General features: G+C 59.6%; 17 protein-coding genes. 3 read left to right on the top strand and 14 right to left on the bottom strand.

Annotated elements, in window-relative coordinates; genetic code table 11:
* Positions 1 to 103 precede the first annotated feature (103 nt).
* From AC3WK5_RS16745 to AC3WK5_RS16725, 5 genes are all read right to left on the bottom strand, one after another.
* On the bottom strand, positions 104 to 1,921 hold the full coding sequence (locus AC3WK5_RS16745) for an ABC transporter ATP-binding protein (RefSeq protein WP_103315823.1): 1,818 nt from the start codon (positions 1,919 to 1,921) through the stop codon (positions 104 to 106).
* On the bottom strand, positions 1,914 to 2,516 hold the full coding sequence (locus tag AC3WK5_RS16740; RefSeq protein ID WP_177474832.1) for a DsbA family protein: 603 nt from the start codon (positions 2,514 to 2,516) through the stop codon (positions 1,914 to 1,916). Before AC3WK5_RS16740 ends, AC3WK5_RS16745 begins: the two co-directional genes overlap by 8 nt.
* Positions 2,517 to 2,552: 36 nt before the next feature.
* Positions 2,553 to 3,494, bottom strand: a complete 942-nt coding sequence (gene trhO, locus AC3WK5_RS16735; RefSeq protein WP_054593475.1) for an oxygen-dependent tRNA uridine(34) hydroxylase TrhO — start codon at positions 3,492 to 3,494, stop codon at positions 2,553 to 2,555.
* A 270-nt stretch (positions 3,495 to 3,764) separates the two neighbouring features.
* Entirely contained in the window at positions 3,765 to 4,064 is a 300-nt protein-coding gene (locus AC3WK5_RS16730) for a BolA family protein (RefSeq protein ID WP_103315821.1), read from the bottom strand.
* Between the two features lie 13 nt (positions 4,065 to 4,077).
* Positions 4,078 to 4,602 (bottom strand): DUF2059 domain-containing protein, encoded by a 525-nt coding sequence (locus tag AC3WK5_RS16725; protein WP_054593477.1) that lies wholly within the window; start codon positions 4,600 to 4,602, stop codon positions 4,078 to 4,080.
* A 192-nt stretch (positions 4,603 to 4,794) separates the two neighbouring features.
* Here AC3WK5_RS16725 and AC3WK5_RS16720 point away from each other — a divergent pair, with 192 nt between their 5' ends.
* The gene (locus AC3WK5_RS16720; RefSeq protein ID WP_103315820.1) at positions 4,795 to 6,189 is read left to right on the top strand and encodes a class II fumarate hydratase; all 1,395 of its coding nucleotides are present in this window, start codon (positions 4,795 to 4,797) and stop codon (positions 6,187 to 6,189) included.
* A 121-nt stretch (positions 6,190 to 6,310) separates the two neighbouring features.
* Here AC3WK5_RS16720 and AC3WK5_RS16715 read toward each other — a convergent pair whose 3' ends face one another.
* Positions 6,311 to 7,273 (bottom strand): DMT family transporter, encoded by a 963-nt coding sequence (locus AC3WK5_RS16715; protein ID WP_103315819.1) that lies wholly within the window; start codon positions 7,271 to 7,273, stop codon positions 6,311 to 6,313.
* A 221-nt stretch (positions 7,274 to 7,494) separates the two neighbouring features.
* On the bottom strand, positions 7,495 to 9,018 hold the full coding sequence (gene pap, locus AC3WK5_RS16710) for a polyphosphate:AMP phosphotransferase (protein WP_103315818.1): 1,524 nt from the start codon (positions 9,016 to 9,018) through the stop codon (positions 7,495 to 7,497).
* Between the two features lie 325 nt (positions 9,019 to 9,343).
* On the opposite strand from pap, the gene mnmC reads away from it, so the two are divergent.
* Together mnmC and AC3WK5_RS16700 are read left to right on the top strand one after the other, a co-directional pair.
* Positions 9,344 to 11,338: a bifunctional tRNA (5-methylaminomethyl-2-thiouridine)(34)-methyltransferase MnmC2/FAD-dependent 5-carboxymethylaminomethyl-2-thiouridine(34) oxidoreductase MnmC1 gene (gene mnmC, locus AC3WK5_RS16705; protein ID WP_371919130.1), complete on the top strand. Its 1,995-nt coding sequence runs from the start codon at positions 9,344 to 9,346 to the stop codon at positions 11,336 to 11,338.
* 78 nt (positions 11,339 to 11,416) lie between these two features.
* Entirely contained in the window at positions 11,417 to 11,644 is a 228-nt protein-coding gene (locus tag AC3WK5_RS16700; RefSeq protein WP_019693006.1) for a YheU family protein, read from the top strand.
* Between the two features lie 37 nt (positions 11,645 to 11,681).
* On the opposite strand, the gene csrA is transcribed toward AC3WK5_RS16700, so the two are convergent.
* The 7 genes from csrA to AC3WK5_RS16665 all read right to left on the bottom strand — a co-directional run bounded on the left by csrA (position 11,682) and on the right by AC3WK5_RS16665 (position 17,835).
* Entirely contained in the window at positions 11,682 to 11,867 is a 186-nt protein-coding gene (gene csrA, locus AC3WK5_RS16695; RefSeq protein WP_054593482.1) for a carbon storage regulator CsrA, read from the bottom strand.
* Positions 11,868 to 12,008: 141 nt separating this feature from the next.
* Positions 12,009 to 12,341: a YnfA family protein gene (locus AC3WK5_RS16690; RefSeq protein WP_103315817.1), complete on the bottom strand. Its 333-nt coding sequence runs from the start codon at positions 12,339 to 12,341 to the stop codon at positions 12,009 to 12,011.
* Between the two features lie 64 nt (positions 12,342 to 12,405).
* Positions 12,406 to 13,221, bottom strand: coding sequence for an SDR family oxidoreductase (locus tag AC3WK5_RS16685; protein ID WP_103315816.1), 816 nt, complete (start codon positions 13,219 to 13,221; stop codon positions 12,406 to 12,408).
* Between the two features lie 222 nt (positions 13,222 to 13,443).
* Positions 13,444 to 15,537: an LTA synthase family protein gene (locus tag AC3WK5_RS16680; protein WP_103315815.1), complete on the bottom strand. Its 2,094-nt coding sequence runs from the start codon at positions 15,535 to 15,537 to the stop codon at positions 13,444 to 13,446.
* Between the two features lie 315 nt (positions 15,538 to 15,852).
* Entirely contained in the window at positions 15,853 to 16,728 is an 876-nt protein-coding gene (speE, locus tag AC3WK5_RS16675; RefSeq protein ID WP_054593486.1) for a polyamine aminopropyltransferase, read from the bottom strand.
* Positions 16,729 to 17,024: 296 nt separating this feature from the next.
* A complete protein-coding gene (locus AC3WK5_RS16670; RefSeq protein WP_103315814.1) occupies positions 17,025 to 17,216 on the bottom strand; it encodes a PLDc N-terminal domain-containing protein in 192 nt (63 codons plus the stop codon).
* Positions 17,217 to 17,304: 88 nt separating this feature from the next.
* Positions 17,305 to 17,835 carry a hypothetical protein gene (locus AC3WK5_RS16665; RefSeq protein ID WP_103315813.1) on the bottom strand — a complete coding sequence of 177 codons (531 nt, stop codon included), beginning with the start codon at positions 17,833 to 17,835 and terminating at the stop codon, positions 17,305 to 17,307.
* Positions 17,836 to 17,900 lie beyond the last annotated feature (65 nt).

The following is a 17,900-nucleotide window of genomic DNA, read 5'->3' as shown; positions in this document are numbered from 1 at the left end:
GCTCGATTTAGGGACAATGTAACAATCAAAGGGTCCACAAGACCGATTCCCAAAAAGGATGGCTGATCAATAAGTACAGAAATCCGGGCAAAACTCAAGATTGCTAATGCTGCTGCAAATGCCCATACAACTTGGCATACAGGCCACCTTCAGCAATCAGTTGCTGATGGTCGCCGTCTTCGGCAATCTGCCCGCCATCGAACACCAGCACACGATCCGCCTGTTTCACCGCCGACAACCGGTGAGCAATGATCAGTGTCGTGCGACCGCTGAGAAACCGCGCGAGCGCCTGATGGAGGTTGTATTCGGTGGCGGCGTCCAGCGCCGAAGTCGCCTCATCGAGGACCACGACCTTGGGTTCGGCCAGCACCATGCGCGCAATCGCCAGGCGCTGACGCTGCCCGCCGGACAAGCGCACACCGGAACGGCCAACGACGCTATCCAGACCTTGCGGCAGCGCCTTGACCGTTGCCTCGAGCTGGGCGATTTCCAGTGCCTGCCAACAGGCTTCGTCACTGCGTTCGCGGCCCATGGCGAGGTTAGCCCGTATGGTGTCGTTGAACAGTGCCGGATGCTGCAACACCACGGCGACATTCTCGCGCACGGTTTCCAGGCCGATGTCCTGTTGAGTGACGCCACCAAAACGGATGCTGCCCGACTGTGGCGTATAGAGCCCCAGCAGCAACTGCACCAGCGTGCTTTTACCGCCACCACTGGCGCCCACGATGGCGACTTTTTCGCCGGGTGCGATGGACAGGTTCATCTGATCCAGCACCAGCTCACCGCCATAGCCGAAACTCAAGCCTTGCACCTCGATGCCCACCGTCTCGCGCCCTTTGAACGGGTCGACGCCACCTGGGTATTGCGGCTCGTCGGCACGCGATAACAGCTCGTTGATTCGCGTCAGTGCACCGCCGGCCGCGTAATAGGCGTATTGCAAATTCAGCAACTGCTCGACCGGCCCGATCATGAACCAGAGGTAGCTGAACACCGCCAGCATCTGGCCGATGGACAGGTCGGAGAACAGCACCGTGAGCATCGCGGCGGCGCGGAAGATATCGATACCGAACTGGAACAGCAAACCGCTGGCACGGCTCGATGCGTCGCTTTTCCACTGTGAGTTGACGGCGTAGTTGCGCACTTCCTGCGCCCGCAAGCCGAGCCGTCCCAGGAAAAACCCCTGGCGATTGCCAGCGCGGATTTCCTGTATCGCATCCAGGGTCTCGGTCAGCGCCTGGGTGAACCTTGAGGTACTGTCGTTCTCAAGTTTCTTCAGGTGTTTGACCCGCTTACCCAACTGCACGGTGGCGTAGATCACCAGCGGGTTGAACAACAGGATCAGCAGCGCCAGCTTCCAGTGCATCCACACCAGAATCCCCGCCGTGCCGACCAGTGTGAGCATCGCCACCAGAAAGCGGCTGAGGGTTTCGCCGACGAATTTGTCGACCGTGTCCAGGTCCGTGACCAGATGCGTGGTCACCGTGCCGCTGCCCAGGCTTTCGTATTCGCCAAGGGAAATACGCTTGAGTCGCTCGATCAGCCGTACGCGGATACGGTAAACGATGTCCTTGGCCAGACTTGCAAACAGACGCGCCTGCAAGACGTTGAACATCAATGCGCCGCAACGCAGGGTCAAGGTCACCAGCAACATCAAACCGATGTAACCGGCAGCACGTTGCCAGCCGGCGGGCAGCGCGTGGTTCATGACTTTCAGTGCGGCGTCGCCATGCCCCAGCAGCACTTCGTCCACCAGCAATGGCAACAGTAAAGGGATTGGCACACTGCACAGGGTTGCCAATACGGCGACGCCGTTGGCGATCCACAAGGACTTTTTATGCTGAAGTGCCAGTCGACGGATTTCCGCCCAACTCAGCCGATCGACCCGCTTGGGTTGCGGTGCATCATCGGGTTGCTCATACACAGGCTGCGCGCTCCAGCCAACGGCCGAGCAACGGGGCCAGTTCGCTGAGCGGTTGATAACCATTGGTCAACAGCGCCAATTGACCGTTGCGCTCGGCGAGCAAGGTCGGGAAGCCGGCGATGCCCAGATCCTGAACCCAGGTGAAGTCTGCCGCCGTCGCCGCGTGCTGATCGGCACGGTCGAACGCTGCCGCGAACTCGATACGCGGCAAGCCGGCTTGTTCGGCCAACTCCACCAACACGCTGGCGCGGGTGACGTCACGACCCTCGGTATAAAAAGCCTGCTGGATGAGTTTGAGCAGTTTCCAGGCGCAATCCGGTGCCAGGCTGCGCGCCGTCACCAGCGCACGGCAGGCAGGTTCGGTGTCGTAGACAAAACCGTCGGGCAGCGCGCCTTCGAACTTGAACGGCTGGCCGGTGGCTTCGGCGACCGCCTGCCAGTGTTCGAGAATGTAGCGCCGCGTGGTGGGCTCCAGTGCCGCACCACTGCCGGTACGCAAACCGCCAACCACCAGATGCACATCAACGCCCGCAGCCTGCGCCTGCTTGACCAGGGCCTCGGCCACCGGAGCGAAGCCCCAGCACCAGGAGCACATCGGATCCATTACATAGAGCAGGCGCGCAGACATGGTTCAGGCCTCAGTGTTGGATTGCTTGTAGTTGTAACCGATCGGGTGCGGCTGATTACGGGCCTTGGCCAGTTCGATCTGTTTCTGCCGGTCGATCGCACTGCGACGGGTCTTCTCACTCAGCTTATCCCAGCAATGCGGGCAGCTGATGCCGGCGACATAGTGCTCGGATGCGCGGTCTTCCACACTCACTGGCGTACGACAGGCATGACATTGATCGTAGTCGCCTTCGCTCAGGTCGTGGCGAACGGTGACGCGGTTATCGAACACAAAGCAGTCGCCCTGCCATTTGGTTTCTTCCTGCGGCACCTCTTCGAGGTACTTGAGGATTCCGCCCTTGAGGTGGAAGACTTCATCGAAGCCCTGGCTGAGCATGTAGCTCGAAGCCTTTTCACAGCGAATGCCGCCGGTGCAGAACATCGCGACTTTCTTGTGCTTGGCCGGATCGAAGTTGGCTTTGATGTAGTCGGGAAATTCGCGAAAACTGGTGGTCTTCGGATCGATCGCGCCTTCGAAGGTGCCGATCGACACTTCGTAGTCGTTGCGGGTATCGATCAGCAGCACTTCAGGGTCGCTGATCAACGCGTTCCAGTTCTGCGGATCAACGTAGGTGCCGACCTTCTTGTTCGGGTCAACGCCTTCAACACCCAGGGTGACGATCTCTTTCTTGAGTTTGACCTTGGTGCGGTAGAACGGCTGCTCGTCGCAGTACGACTCTTTGTGATCGATGTCGTCCATGCGCGGATCGTTCTTGAGCCAGGCCATCAGCCCGTCGATGCCTTCGCGGCTACCGGAAACCGTGCCGTTGATGCCTTCTTCGGCAATCAGCAAGGTGCCTTTGATGCCGTTGTCGACCATTGCCTGCAACAGTGGCTCGCGCAAGGCGACGTAATCTTCAAGGGTGACGAACTTATACAGTGCCGCCACGACAATCTGTTGTGTCATGGGTGATTCTCCAGGTGGCTACCCGCGCAAGGGGTGAACCGGATGCGAAAAAAAACGCGCCGGCTAAGCGGCGCGTTGCGGATTCTAACAAAAACACTGTGGTTTTAGGACTGTGGTGTTTCACCTGTGGCGAGGGAGCTTGCTCCCGCTGGACCGCGAAGCGGTCGTAATCCGGCAATCGCGTTCCATCTGAATACTCGCGGCGGCTGATATTAGGGTCGCTTCGCAACCCAGCGGGAGCAAGCTCCCTCGCCACAACAGCCATCAGAATCAGTGCTTGCTGCCGCCAGCACAGGTCGGCGAGGCAGGTGCCGCGCCGGTCTTTGCCCATTCCTCAGGCGTATAGGTATGCAGCGCCAACGCATGGAATTCGCCCATCAGGTCACCCAACGTGGCGTAGACCTTCTGGTGACGCTTGACGCTGTTGAGCCCGGCAAATTGCTCGCTGACCACCACGGCCTTGAAGTGGGTTTGCAGCCCGCGGCTGTGCATATGACTTTCGTCCAGCACCTCCAGATGTGCAGGTTGCAACGCGTTCAGTGCCGATTCAATACGTTGTTGCATGGTCATTGCGGGGCTCCGCTCAAGGCTTTTTCTTGGCGGGAGCAGCGGCGTCTTTCGGCGTCAGCTCGGCAGTCATGTCAGCCAGCAGCTTGTTGACCACAGGCACCGCGCTTTCCAGTTTGGCTTGAGTCATCTGGGCCGATTGCTGAGTCAGCTGAGGCATTTTTTCCAGGACTTTCTTGCCCAGTGGCGACTGGTAGAACGCAACCAGGTCCTTGAGCTCGGATTCGCTGAAGTTGGTGGTGTAGAGCTTGACCATGTCCGGCTTCAGTTTGTTCCAGCCAATGGCTTGGTCCAGAGCGGCGTTGGCCTTGGCCTGGTAGGTTTCCAGCAAGGCTTTTTTCGATTCCGGCGCTTTGGTTTGTTCAAAGCGCTGGGCGAACATTTGCTGCACTTGCATGTACACCGGTGTGCCCAGTTTGTCAGCATGCGCCAGGGTCAGGAAAGCTTCGGCACTGGCGTTGTGGCTGGCGGTATCGGCGAAAACCTGGCCGCTGGCACAGACCAGAGCAACCGCGGTACAGATGGCACGAAGACGAGTCATCGAGTTTCCTTTTCTAGCAGGCGAGGTAAAACCCCAAGGGGGGCCATTCTGCGCCTAAAAAACTCATGCGCTCAACCCCTCCCCCTTGCCAGGCCTGATTTTCAGGACCGAACGGTTAAAAAAACGACTGATGGAACCCCAAGCGTCATTCACGACCTAAACTTCGCTATCAGACCTACAGGAATGTAACCGATGAGCCGTATCGAAACCGACAGCCTTGGCCCAGTGGAAGTCCCGGATGAAGCCTACTGGGGCGCTCAGACGCAGCGCTCGCTGATTAACTTTGCCATTGGCAATGAACGCATGCCGCTGGCCGTACTGCACGCCTTGGCCCTGATCAAGAAAGCCGCGGCACGGGTCAATAGTCGCAATGGCGATCTGCCGGCCGACATCGCCCGGCTGATCGAGCAGGCCGCCGACGAAGTGCTCGACGGCCAGCATGACGACCAGTTTCCGCTGGTGGTCTGGCAGACCGGCAGTGGCACCCAAAGCAATATGAACGTCAACGAAGTGATCGCCGGTCGCGCCAACGAACTGGCCGGCAACCCCCGCGGCGGCAAGGTTCCAGTGCACCCCAACGACCACGTCAATCGCTCGCAAAGCTCCAACGACAGCTTCCCCACCGCCATGCATATCGCCACGGTGCAAGCCGTGCAACAGCAGCTGTTGCCGGCCATCGCTGAACTCTCCGCCGGTCTGGCCGAGCAGGCCGCACGGCACATGAAACTGGTGAAGACCGGTCGCACGCACATGATGGATGCCACGCCGATCACCTTCGGCCAGGAGCTTTCGGCGTTCATCGCCCAGCTCGATTACGCCGAACGTGCGATCCGCAGCGCCTTGCCGGCCGTCTGCGAGCTGGCTCAGGGCGGTACTGCGGTCGGGACCGGCCTCAACTCGCCGCATGGTTTTGGCGAGGCAATTGCGTCTGAACTGGCCGCGCTCTCCGGCCTGCCGTTTATCACCGCGCCGAACAAGTTTGCCGCACTGGCCGGGCACGAACCGTTGACCACCTTGTCCGGCGCGCTGAAAACCCTCGCCGTGACCCTGATGAAAATCGCCAACGACTTGCGCTTGCTGGGCTCCGGACCACGGGCGGGTTTCGCCGAGGTCAAGCTGCCCGCCAACGAGCCCGGCAGTTCGATCATGCCCGGCAAGGTCAACCCGACTCAGTGCGAAGCATTGTCGATGCTCGCCTGCCAGGTACTGGGCAACGACGTGGCGATTGGCTTCGCCGCCAGCCAGGGTCACCTGCAATTGAACGTGTTCAAGCCGGTGATCATTCACAACCTGCTGCAATCGATCCGCTTGCTCGGTGATGGCTGCAGTAACTTCCAGCAGCATTGCATTGCAGGCCTTGAGCCGGATGCCGAGCAGATGGCCGCTCACCTGGAACGCGGTTTAATGCTGGTGACGGCGCTGAACCCGCACATCGGCTACGACAAATCCGCCGAGATTGCCAAGAAAGCCTATGCCGAAGGGCTGACCCTGCGCGAGGCGGCGTTGCAGCTCGGTTATCTGACGGATGAGCAGTTTGATGCCTGGGTGCGGCCGGAGAACATGCTGGAGGCCGGCAGTAAGGGCTGATTTTTGCAGTGACTGGCAGTCAGCCTTCGCGAGCAAGCCCGCTCCCACATTTGACCGAGTATCCTCAAGGGAATGCGGTCAAATGTGGGAGCGGGCTTGCTCGCGAAGAACGATAACGCGGTTACCGGCTGACCGCGGCCCGCATCCGCCGGGCTTTGAGCCCGGCGATCAGCGATGGCCCCAACGCGACCAGTGCCGACCCCAGCACCACCAGCACCGCACCGCCATAGGCCAGACTGTTGATCTGTTCGGCCTGTACATAATCGGGCCATAACCAGGCGGCCAGCGCCACGGCCGCGAAGGTCACCAACGGTGTGATGGCGAGCGTCGCACTGACCCTCGACGCCTCCCAATGGGCCAGCGCTTCGGCAAAAGCGCCGTAAGCGATCAGCGTGTTCAGGCAGCACCCAAGCAGCAACCAGCCTTGCAGCGGGCTCAGTTGCAAAGCTTCCAATGGATGCACCCACGGCGTCAGCAACAAGGCGCAAAACAGGTAGATCACCATCATCACCTGCAACGAATTCCACGCCGTCAGCAATTGTTTCTGGCCCAGCGCATAGAAGGTCCAGACGGTTGACGCCGCCAGTACCAGCAACACGCCTGCGGTGTAATCACTCAACGATGTCAGCAACTCGCTGAGCCGCTGATTGAAAAACAACCCGAACCCCAACAACAGCACCAGCAGGCCAATCCCCTGCCCCACGCTGAAACGCTCCTTGAACACAAACAGGCTGGCGATCAGCAACAGGATCGGCCCCATCTGCACGACCAGTTGCGCAGTACCCGGGCTCAACAGGTTCAGGCCCATCAGGTACAACACGTAATTGCCCACCAGCCCGAGTACCGCCATCAGCACCAGCCAGCCACCTTTAGGCCCGAGCGCCCGTCGGCTCGGCAGACGCTTGGTCGCCGCCAGATAAAGGAACAGCAAGCTGCCGGATACAATCAGCCGAAACCAGGTCACCGTGACCGGGTCCATCACCAGCAACACCTGCTTGAGTTTGATCGGCAGGATTCCCCACAAAAACGCGGTCAGCAAGGCGAGGAACAGACCATAAACCCAGCGACCGGACGAAATGTGCATGGAAACCCCAAAAGGCTGACGGCGAGAAAAGCCATTCTAGGCTGCCGGCGAGGCATCACACACGGACAGTTGGCGACAAGCCGTAAATGAGACTGTATCGGTCGTACCGAGAAGTTGACGTTTACCGTTGATCAGTTAACCACGCGTGCCCACGACATCGCCCCTGCCAGCTCCCGGCCGACTGCGAAAATCATTCACCCCGCGCATGCAAACCCATCGGGCTACTTCTTGTCCTTCTTCAGCTTCTTCTGGTCCTTGTCGGACTTCTCGAAGGCCTCTTCCAGCGCGCGATTGAGGGTGCGCAGTACTTTGACCCGGGCCCAGCGCTTGTCGTTGGCTTCCACCAGCGTCCAGGGCGAAACCTCGGTGCTGGTGCGGTCGACCATATCGCCGACAGCCGTCCGGTAGTCATCCCACTTCTCGCGGTTACGCCAGTCGTCTTCAGTGATCTTGAAGCGTTTGAAGGGAATGGCTTCGCGCTCCTGAAAACGCTCCAGCTGGGTTTGTTTGTCGATGGCCAGCCAGAACTTCACGACGATCACCCCGGAGGCGCTGATCTGCTCTTCGAAGTCGTTGATTTCGCCATAGGCGCGCAGCCAGTCGGCCTGGCTGCAAAAGCCCTCGACGCGCTCCACCAGCACCCGGCCATACCAGGAACGGTCGAAGACAGTGAACTTTCCCCGCGCCGGGATCTGGCGCCAGAAACGCCACAAATACGGCTGGGCGCGCTCGTCCTCGGTCGGCGCGGCAATCGGCACGATGCTGTACTGGCGCGGGTCGAGTGCGGCGGCCACACGACGAATCGCCCCGCCCTTGCCCGCGGCGTCATTACCCTCGAATACCGCGATCAGTGCGTGTCGGCGCATGCGTTTGTCACGCATCAGGCCGGATAACCGTGCCTGTTCGGTAATCAGTTGCTCCTCGTAATCGTCCTTTTCCAGCCGCTGGCTCATGTCCAGACTACCGAGCAAACTCAAGTGATCGACACTGGCCGACAGCGGCGCAGCGCTGACTTTGTCCGGGTTGATCCTGGGGCGCTTGAGGGCATTTTGCAGACCGTCGAGCAGGATCTTGCCCACGGTCAGACTGCGGTAATGGGCATCCACACCTTCGATCACATGCCAGGGTGCGTAGTCGCGGCTGGTGCGGCGAATCACCCGCTCACCATACTGCACGAACTTGTCGTAGGTTTTCGATTGCTGCCAGTCCAGCGGGCTGATGCGCCAGCTGTGCAGCGGGTCGTCCTGCAAGGACTTGAGACGCGCTTTCATTTGTTGCTTGGACAGGTGAAACCAGAATTTGAAGATCACCGTGCCTTCATCGCAGAGCATTTTCTCCAGGCGCTCGGTCTGGTTGATCGCCTGGTCCAGCACCGCATCCTTGAACAAACCATGGACCCGCCCTTGCAGCATCTGGCTGTACCAGTTGCCGAAAAACACCCCCATTCGCCCCTTGGCCGGGAGCATTCGCCAATAGCGCCAGGCCGGTGGTCGCGCCAGCTCTTCATCGGTTTGCTGATCGAAGGTGCGGACCTCAATCAGTCGCGGGTCCATCCACTCATTGAGCAACTTGACCGTCTCGCCCTTGCCTGCACCTTCAATCCCGTTGATCAGCACGATCACCGGAAATCGCGCCTGCTGCTGGAGGTCGAACTGGGCTTCAAGCAAAGCCTCACGCAACGCCGGCACTTCAGCATCGTAGGTTTCTTTATCAATCACATGACCGATTTCAGCAGATTCGAACATGAGCGACTCCCTTCCAAGATTGTCCAAGACTAGCGGATTGAGCAGGTGCTTAGCAGAGAAATTCCCTGTGGCGAGGGCGCTTGCTCCCGCCGGCCGGTCCGCGCTCGGGCGAAGCAGTCGCGAATCAGGATGACGCGTTCTGTCCGATAAACCGCGCGCGCCGGTTTTGGGTCGGCTTCGCCGTCCAGCGGGAGCAAGCTCCCTCGCCACAAAAAACGAACCCGACCGGGACTTTCGCTGAGCCAGCATCCCCGAACGTTGCCATGGATCAATCGCTTGTGTCGCGATCGGCTAGAATGGCCACCTAGCCTCGCTTGAGCCGACCATGACCCCTGAAACACTGCCGAACCCTGTACCGCATGCCCAGCTCGACTGGGACGACCAAGGTCGCCCGCGCTCGCGGGTGTTTGACGACGTGTATTTCTCCGACCAGTCGGGCCTTGATGAAACCCGTTACGTGTTCATCGAGCAAAACCGCCTGAGCGAACGTTTTGCCGAACTGCCGGCCGGAGAAAGGTTGGTGATTGGCGAGACCGGTTTCGGTACCGGGCTGAATTTTCTCTGCGCCTGGCAGTTGTTCGAGCAACAGGCTGTGGCTGGCGCACGGCTGCATTTCATCAGCGTCGAGAAATACCCGCTGAGCCCGGCAGATATGCAACGGGCCCTGACACTCTGGCCCGACCTCAAACCGTTTGCCGATCAGTTGTTGGCGCAGTACGTCGCCATCCACCAGGGCTTTCAGCGACTGGTGCTGGACAATGGCCGCGTAACCCTGACGCTGTTGATCGGTGACGTGCTGGAACAACTGCCACAGCTGGACGCGCAGATTGACGCGTGGTTTCTCGACGGTTTCGCTCCTGCGAAAAACCCCGACATGTGGACCGCCGAACTGTTTGCCGAATTGGCGCGTCTGTCGGCACCCGGTTCGACCATCAGCACCTTCACCAGCACCGGCTGGGTGCGCCGTCTACTGAATGCGGCGGGTTTCAAAATGCGCCGCACACCGGGCATCGGCCACAAATGGGAAATCCTGCGGGGTGAGTTCGTCGGCTGGCCGCAGGAAACACCGGCCCCGGCAACCGCCAAACCCTGGTTTGCTCGCCCGAATCAGATGAGCGGCGAACGTCGTGCGCTGGTGATCGGCGCCGGTCTGGCCGGTTGCGCCAGCGCCGCGAGCCTCGCCGCACGCGGTTGGCAGGTCAGCCTGCTGGAACGGCATGCCGACCTGGCCCAAGAAGCCTCCGGCAACCCGCAGGGCGTGCTGTACCTGAAACTCTCGGCCCACGGCACCGCACTTTCGCAATTGATCGTCAGCGGTTTCGGGCACACCCGGCGCCTGCTTGAACACTTGCAACGTGGCGTCGATTGGGACGATTGCGGCGTGCTGCAACTGGCATTCAATGCCAAGGAAGCCGAGCGTCAGGCGCAACTGGCGGCGGCCTTCCCCGCCGATCTGTTGCACCTGCTGGACCAGCCGCACGCGCAAGCCCAGGCCGGAATCGAACTGGCCCATGGCGGGCTGTTCTATCCAGAGGGGGGTTGGGTTCATCCGCCGGCCCTGTGCCAATGGCAAGCATCGTTCCCCAATGTCCAACTGCTGACGCACCGCGATGTACTGGAACTGCGCAAGGTCGATGATCAGTGGCAAGCCTGGGACGGCGAGACCCTGCTCGCCAGCGCGCCCGTGGTGGTACTGGCCGGCGCGGCGGAAATCAAACGCTTCGCACACAGTGCCGAGCTGCCGCTCAAACGCATTCGCGGGCAAATCACCCGCTTGGCGCAAACCGCTGAGAGCCGGTGTCTGGCGACGGTGGTCTGCGCTGAAGGTTACGTCGCACCCGCACGCTTGGGTGAACACACTCTGGGTGCCAGCTTCGATTTCAAGAGCGACGACCTGACTCCGACGACTGCCGAACACCTTGGCAACCTGGAGCTGCTCGAGGAAATATCCAGCGACCTGGTCACTCGTCTGCACGCCAGACAGCTGGACCCGGAACAGCTACAAGGTCGCGCCGCGTTCCGCTGCACCAGCCCTGACTACCTGCCGATCGTCGGCCCATTGGCTGACAGCCAGGCGTTCGCCCAGGCCTACGCCGCACTGAGCAAAGACGCTCGACAGGTGCCAGACATCGCGTGTCCATGGCTCGACGGGTTGTACATCAACAGCGGGCACGGTTCACGCGGATTGATCACCGCACCGCTGTCCGGCGAATTGCTGGCGGCGTGGCTGGACAACGAACCGTTGCCCCTGCCGCGAAGCGTCGCCGAGGCCTGTCATCCGAATCGGTTTGCCTTGCGCAAGCTGATTCGCGGTTCGTGACGACGGCATCAAGGCGGACAGGCTGGTCCTGCGGCGTGAAGCGCCGTAGGATCGCTGGATTGATGATCCGAGGTGCCTATGCTGATTCCCCACGACCAACTTGAAGTCGACACCCTGACCCGCCTGATCGAAGACTTCGTCACCCGTGACGGTACCGACAATGGCGACGAAACCCCGCTGGAAACCCGCGTGTTGCGGGTGCGCCATGCGTTGAGCAAAGGTCAGGCGCTGATTGTGTTCGATCCTGAAAGCCAGCAATGCCAACTGATGCTCAAGCACGATGTGCCCAAGCACCTGTTTGATTGAGCACCCGTTTGGCCGGGCAGCTATTTGTTCGAGTACTTCAGCCGCGTTTGCCGTGTACCTGCTTGGCCTGAATGCGCTCGTAGACTTCGGCACGATGCACATTGATGTTTTGCGGGGCTTCGATACCGAACCGGACATTGCCTCCGTTCACGGCGAGGATACGCACAGAGATGTTGTCGCCAATGGAGATCATTTCGCCCACAACGCGGCTGAGTACGAGCATGGCTCTAGTCCTTGAGGTTACCGGGCCTTGAAGATGACCGGCTGAGGCCGGGTCTACAATGCAACGACGGCAAAACAGTCCCCCCCTACGCGGCAAAGCGACTCCTCTTACAGACTTCCCTTTCACGGCAACATCAATGACTCAAGGTGTCGTGAAGCGTGGGCCAAACAGAATGATGCTCGCGCCTAGTACGCACAGTGCAACGCCCAGCCAGTCCGAGCCCAACGGTCGAATCCGCTCGACCACGCCGAGCCAGCCGATGGACGCAATAATGTAAATGCCGCCGTAGGCTGCATAAGCACGGCCCGCGTAGGTCGATTCGACTTTGGTCAGCACAATGGCGAACAGCGTCAGGCTGAGCAGCGCCGGAACGACCCACCAGACGCTTTTGCCCTGCCGCAACCACATCCAGAAAGCGAAACAGCCGGCGATTTCGAACAGCGCCGCAAGGAAAAACCACAGGTAATTGAGCATGCACACATCTCGTCAGGGCGGCCAGAAGCGGCAACCCTAACGACGCAGCCCGATACTCGCAAGCTCAGCTGGCGCTTTGCCTGGCCTTGGCGCGCATCTTGTCGGCCATCACGGTCATCTCGTTGTAGAGCAACTGCGGATTCTTCTGTTTGAGTGCCCAGGCTATACGGCCCTGCTCATGGGGCAGGATCATGAACTCGCCTGCGGCAACATGCTGGTAGATGTAGTCAGCGATATCGCTGGCGGTAATCGGCGAGCTTTCCAGCAACTTGCCGACCTGGGCTTTCATGGCCGGGGTCGGACCACGGAAGGAGTCCAGCAGGTTGGTCTGGAAAAACGACGGGCAGACCACATGCACGGTGATTTCCTGCTGCGCCAGTTCAATCAGCAGGCTCTCGGACAGCGCCACGACACCGGCCTTGGCCACGTTGTAGTTGCTCATAGCAGGCCCCTGCATCAACGCAGCCATCGAGGCGATGTTGATGATCTTGCCTTTACTCTTTTCCAGCAGCGGCAGGAACGCCTTGCAGCCTTTGACCACGCCCATCAGGTTAATCGCAATCTGCCAATCCCAGTCTTCCAGCGACAGCTCACTGAAGAAACCGCCCGAGGCCACGCCAGCGTTGTTGACGATCACATCGATGCCGCCCAGCTTCTCTTCACAGGCTTGGGCGAAAGCGGTCAACTGGCTGTAGTCGCGCACATCGCAACGCTGAATGAAACCGTCACCACCCGCCTCGCGGACCTGTTTCAGGGTTTCTTTCAAGCCTGACTCGCTGACATCGGACAAGGCCAACTGCCAGCCTTCTCGAGCCCAGCGCAGAGCGATTTCGCGACCCAGGCCGGACCCGGCACCAGTGATCATCATGCGATTTTGCATAGGGAGTTGCCTTGATGTTCCGGGGGAAGATGCTCGCAGTGTAGCGAAGGATTTTCCTACACCCATGACCATCAGATTGCTGAATACCCCAGGCAAACCGTAGCGGTTGCATGGCACAGAAACGCGCCGAGCCGACCGGGTTGTCGGCAAGGTTCAACCGCCCGCCGACAGATTCGTCAGACGAAAAAAAAGGCCCTCGCGGGCCTCTTTTTTATTGACGTTTTACTTGGTCTGCATGCTTTCGGTCACACCCGCGGTGTTATCCAGCAAGCTCTTGGTCGCGGTTTGCAGGAACGCTTCCAGCTTGAGCTTCAGCTCAGCGGTACGCGGTGCATTCGGGATGATTTCGGCATGCGGGTTGGCACCCAGCTGGTACTGGTACATCTTCGGATCCATTTCCTTTTCCTTGGGCAGAATCAGGATCTGGTCAGCCGTGACGATGGCCGTGGTCTGTTCAGTACCCGATGGCTTGATCACGCCGAAACCGGTGTCGCCTTGCGGCAGGTTGAGCAGGTCTCGTCCCCAGCACTGTTGACGCACTTCGCCACCGAGGCGGCCCATGATGGTCGGCACGATGTCGATCTGAGTGCCCACTGTGTGGTCACGCTGACCGAATTTTTCCTGGATGCCCGGTGCAATCATCAGCATCGGCACGTTGAAGCGGCCCAGGTCCATTTCGGTGATTTGACGCTCGTTGCCGAAACCATGGTCGCCCACGATGACAAACAGGGTTTCCTTGAAGTACGGCTCTTTACGGGCCTTTTCAAAGAACTGCCCCAACGCCCAGTCGGCGTAACGCATGGCCGTCAAATGCTCGTTCAGGCTGCCACGATCAGTGACTTTTTCGACCGGCAATGGCGTCGGCAAGGCATAAGGGGTGTGGTTGGACAGGGTTTGCAGCAGCGCGTAGAACGGCTTGCCTTCGCGCGCCTTGAGTTCCTGCAGGCCACGGTCGAACATGTCCTGGTCGGACACGCCCCACGTCGGGTCGGAGAACACCGGGTTGACGTAGTCGTTACGCCCGATGAAGTTGGTCATGCCCTGGTTGCTGAAGAAGCCCGACTGGTTGTCCCAGGCAAAATCACCGTTATATACGTACACATCATCGTAGTTACGGGCGCTGAGCAACTGTGGCAGGCCGGACAGCATGTGGCTGCCTTCCGGAGTCTGCATCAGGTATTCGAAACCTGGCAGGTTCGGGAAGCAGGCCATGGTGGCGAACATACCCTGGTGGGTATGAGTGCCGTTGGAGAAGAAGCGGTCGAACAACAGGCCTTCTTTCGACAATTTATCGAGGTTGGGCGTAATGTTGCCCGGCGCGCCCAGGGCACCGACCGAGTGACCGGCCATGCTTTCCATCAGGATCACAACGACGTTCTTGATCGGCAGCGTCTTGTCGGCCGGTGGCGTGTAATCGCGGCGTACCGCAGCGATATCGGCGTCAACCAGCTTGTCGTCCGGCATCACCAGCATATCGCGGACAATTTTCTGGGCTGCAGACTGCTCCATCGTCGGCTTCCAGATGTTGTCGCGCTCTTCGGACATGCGGCTCTTTGCAGCAGCAACCAATTGCAACGTGCCGTTCAGGCCCAGCTGGTTGGCGAAGTTCGAGTCGGTGGTGTAAACGTCACCCCAACGCAGCGGTGGCCCCTGACGCAGCGTGCCACGGGCAGCCACGACACAGATCAGCAGGCAAACCACGAACACCGCGATGCGCGCGTACCACGGGGCTACCTGACGGGTGCTGATGGCGCCACCGCTGAACGGGCCGCGTGGGCGGGTTGCACGGTCGGCGCCCTTGAACGCCAGGCTCAGCAACCAGGTGCCAACGGCCCAGGCCAACAGATAACGGACGACCGGGAAGCCATACCAGAGCATGCTCATGACGGTTTTCGGGTCTTCCTTCACATACTGGAAGACCAGGCCGTTGAGGCGCTGGTGGAACTCACGGTAGAAGTCCATTTCCATCAGGCCGAGGAACAGCGCGATGCTCGAGGCGATGGTCAGCCAGAACCGGAACAGACCGCGGGCTGCCATCGCCCGGACACTGAACAGGGACAGCAATAGTGGAATGCTGAGGTAGACCACCAGACGCAGGTCGAAACGCAAGCCGTTGGCGAACGCTTCAAGGAAGGTCGAGGCGGGTGTGTCGAGGATCATCTCCCGGTTGTACACCAGCAGCGCAACGCGCAGCAGGGAGAGCATTGCCATCATGACCACGGCACAGAGCAGTGTGTACGCCAGATGCGATTTGACGGTCGGTTGCAGCAAGCGATTCGAAGCTCGCTGCTGACTCAGGGCGTCCGGGTTAGCCATGTCGTTTATAGGACTCATTGGAAGTTGAAATTTCAAAGATGTTGCGGCGCCCTGCCCTCTCCTTGCGATTACTTGCAGGAAGTGACCGGGAGCGTGCGCGATGCGCAAATGTTGCACGATCACTCACGGCATTACCATTCATTACTGGCAAACACTCCCCCAAATCCTGGCTTCCAGGGCTCTGGAACAAGAGTCACAGGGGATTGAGCGTTAAATCGGCGTGGGTGAATTGTCTTGGAGTGTTTGTGAAAATTTCGTGCAACGTATATCTGGAAACACAAAAAGGGCCTCTCGGCCCTTTTCGGTCAGCCCGGCTTAATCATTACTCGGCTTGTTCACCGCTTGCAGCACGTACTGCGGAAGAGCGAATGCGCCAATATGGATTTCCGGATTGTAGTAGCGGGTGATGATGCCGCTGCCGGCAAAACGCTGACTCAGGGTTTCGCGCGACAGCTTGCGGTACGCCGTGTTGGTCGCGCCCCAGGCAAACGTCATGGCACCGCCGATATAGGTCGGCACCGCAGCCTGATAGAAGTGCCAGTCCGGGAACAGACTGCGCAAGCGCCCGGCGGTGGTTTTCACTTCTTCGATCTGCATGAACGGCGTGCCGTTCTGGGTCACCAGAATACCGCCTTCGTTCAGGCAACGGCGACAGGCCTGATAGAAGTTCTCCGAGAACAGCACTTCACCCGGACCGATCGGATCGGTGGAGTCAGAGATGATCACGTCGAATTTTTCCTGGGTGGTGGCGACGAAACGCATGCCATCGTCGATCACCAGGTTCAGGCGTGGATCATCGAACGCACCTTTGGAGTGATTCGGCAGGAATTCCTTGCACATGTCGACCACGGTGCCGTCGATTTCGACCATGGTGATGTGTTCGACACTGCGGTGCTTGGCCACTTCACGCAGCATGCCGCCGTCGCCACCGCCGATGATCAATACGCGCTTGGCGGAGCCGTGAGCCAGGATCGGCACGTGAGTGAGCATCTCGTGGTAGATGAACTCGTCGGCTTCGGTGGTCTGGATCACACCGTCGAGCGCCATGACCCGGCCCATGCGCGGGTTCTCGAAAATCACCAGGTGCTGGTGCTCGGTGCGCACTTCGTGCAGCAGTTTTTCCATGCGAAAACGCTGGCCGTAGCCTTCGTAGAGGGTTTCCAGGTACTCGCAGGTGTTGGTGGTGCTCATGGGAAGTCCCCCGGTGAATGCTGGTGGCAACGGACGGTCACCCGCCCATGATGGACAATCGCAGGCGCCGGGCAGGCGATTGACCAAGGAAAGGCGCGCATTCTACGTCGCCGAACATGACAGGTCGAACCTTCGTCGAACAGAAAACATTCTGAAAGCTCAGGAGACCGAATGTGGGAGCGGGCTTGCTCGCGAAGAACGATAACGCGGTCTAACTGGCCGACCGCGGCGCCTGCTTCGCGAGCAAGCCCGCTCCCACAGGTTCGGCGTTCCCACAAAGAAATGACGCTCACCTGTCAGAACCGCACGTTGCCCCGGGGGCCCGCAATGGCCCAAATGATCAGACCCTGCACCGGGAGCAGGAGAATCAGCAGCACCCAGATGACTTTCATCCCGGTTTCTGCGCTGCTTTTAAGCACGTTGATAATCGCCCAGATTTCCAGCGCGAGGATGATCAGGCCAACCAGGCTATTAAATGTGGAAACCATAGTGTCGCTCCAGGGAGAAAGACTTCCCCTTAGAATTGCCTGGCCTGAAAAAGGCTCGGCTTTTATTGCGTTTTACCCGGCATTGGTTTTAAACGTGGATCGCCACTTTCAGCGCTTCCAGCGACGGCGCCGCGGCAATCCCGATGTGCGCACACAACTCCAGCACCCGTGGGACATCGTTGCCATAGACCAGCACGACCTGAATCTCGTCATCGAGCAGTTGGCTGAAGTTCATCAGCGTGTAGCCGCCGTTTTCCGGGTTCATGCTGCCCATCTGGATCTGGATGCGGTTGAGTGCAGTCAACGCGTCGGTCTTGGCCAGTTGCTTGGGCTTGATGTTGAACGCCACGCCCGGGCCGAAAGACGCAACGATCTGCTCAAACAGGTCCATGTAGGTGTCGGCCTGGAACAGCACGGTTTCCGGCAGGCTGCCGACTACCACCCATTCACCCAGCGGGATCGGGAAAGTGTCGTCGTAGTTGATGTCCGGGTTGGCCGCCAGAAACGCCTCGGGATCGGCATAGGCCTGGGCGGCTTCATCGGCGATCTGCACAATTTCCGCCTCGCTCATGCAGCCCGAGCTGATTTTGCTGATGAGTTCGATGAGTGCGGCTTTCATGGGCAGATCCTGTAGCGAGGGAGTTTTGAGGGCGCGAAGGATAGCGCATTCGCGAATGGATACCG

The sequence above is a fragment of the Pseudomonas sp. FW306-02-D09B genome, from assembly GCF_058782685.1.
The sequence above is the reverse complement of the archived record's forward strand: the minus strand, read 5'-3'. Positions and strand labels throughout refer to the sequence as shown.

Excerpts from the sequence above, each read along its gene's own strand:
- AC3WK5_RS16740 (WP_177474832.1), bottom strand. The coding sequence starts at position 2,516 with ATGTGCTCCTGGTGCTGGGGCTTCGCTCCGGTGGCCGAGGCCCTGGTC.
- trhO (WP_054593475.1), bottom strand. The coding sequence starts at position 3,494 with ATGACACAACAGATTGTCGTGGCGGCACTGTATAAGTTCGTCACCCTT.
- AC3WK5_RS16730 (WP_103315821.1), bottom strand. The coding sequence starts at position 4,064 with ATGACCATGCAACAACGTATTGAATCGGCACTGAACGCGTTGCAACCT.
- AC3WK5_RS16725 (WP_054593477.1), bottom strand. The coding sequence starts at position 4,602 with ATGACTCGTCTTCGTGCCATCTGTACCGCGGTTGCTCTGGTCTGTGCC.
- AC3WK5_RS16720 (WP_103315820.1), top strand. The coding sequence starts at position 4,795 with ATGAGCCGTATCGAAACCGACAGCCTTGGCCCAGTGGAAGTCCCGGAT.
- AC3WK5_RS16715 (WP_103315819.1), bottom strand. The coding sequence starts at position 7,273 with ATGCACATTTCGTCCGGTCGCTGGGTTTATGGTCTGTTCCTCGCCTTG.
- pap (WP_103315818.1), bottom strand. The coding sequence starts at position 9,018 with ATGTTCGAATCTGCTGAAATCGGTCATGTGATTGATAAAGAAACCTAC.
- mnmC (WP_371919130.1), top strand. The coding sequence starts at position 9,344 with ATGACCCCTGAAACACTGCCGAACCCTGTACCGCATGCCCAGCTCGAC.
- AC3WK5_RS16700 (WP_019693006.1), top strand. The coding sequence starts at position 11,417 with ATGCTGATTCCCCACGACCAACTTGAAGTCGACACCCTGACCCGCCTG.
- csrA (WP_054593482.1), bottom strand. The coding sequence starts at position 11,867 with ATGCTCGTACTCAGCCGCGTTGTGGGCGAAATGATCTCCATTGGCGAC.
- AC3WK5_RS16690 (WP_103315817.1), bottom strand. The coding sequence starts at position 12,341 with ATGCTCAATTACCTGTGGTTTTTCCTTGCGGCGCTGTTCGAAATCGCC.
- AC3WK5_RS16685 (WP_103315816.1), bottom strand. The coding sequence starts at position 13,221 with ATGCAAAATCGCATGATGATCACTGGTGCCGGGTCCGGCCTGGGTCGC.
- AC3WK5_RS16680 (WP_103315815.1), bottom strand. The coding sequence starts at position 15,537 with ATGGCTAACCCGGACGCCCTGAGTCAGCAGCGAGCTTCGAATCGCTTG.
- speE (WP_054593486.1), bottom strand. The coding sequence starts at position 16,728 with ATGAGCACCACCAACACCTGCGAGTACCTGGAAACCCTCTACGAAGGC.
- AC3WK5_RS16670 (WP_103315814.1), bottom strand. The coding sequence starts at position 17,216 with ATGGTTTCCACATTTAATAGCCTGGTTGGCCTGATCATCCTCGCGCTG.
- AC3WK5_RS16665 (WP_103315813.1), bottom strand. The coding sequence starts at position 17,835 with ATGAAAGCCGCACTCATCGAACTCATCAGCAAAATCAGCTCGGGCTGC.